Origin of the sequence: Salmonella sp. SAL4457 (assembly GCF_046548235.1) — a bacterium.
Taxonomy (GTDB): Bacteria; Pseudomonadota; Gammaproteobacteria; order Enterobacterales; family Enterobacteriaceae; genus Salmonella; species Salmonella enterica.
On the sequence record NZ_JBGDZO010000646.1, the window covers coordinates 1 to 265 of the forward strand.

The following is a 265-nucleotide window of genomic DNA, read 5'->3' on the forward strand; positions in this document are numbered from 1 at the left end:
GTTGTGGCAAGTCGAGGCCGGTACTCTCCAGGATGCAGGCGGGAATGCTCTCGGCCTGTCGCTGCAGGGCGCGGCCCTTGTCGGTCAGGCGCAGCAGGACTACCCGCTCGTCTTCGCTGCTGCGAGTGCGGGTAATCAGACCTTCGCCCTCCAGGCGCTTGAGCAGAGGCGTGAGCGATCCCGGGTCGGTAAGCATGCGTGCGCTGATTTCGCCCACGGTCAGGCCGTCGCGTTCCCACAGCACCAGCATGGCGATGTACTGCGG

General features: G+C 66.0%; 1 pseudogene. It reads right to left on the bottom strand.

The annotated features are described in order from the left end of the window. A pseudogene (gene ohrR / locus ACLJNW_RS25790) lies at window positions 1-265 on the bottom strand (hydroperoxide stress response transcriptional regulator OhrR); the annotation flags it as partial.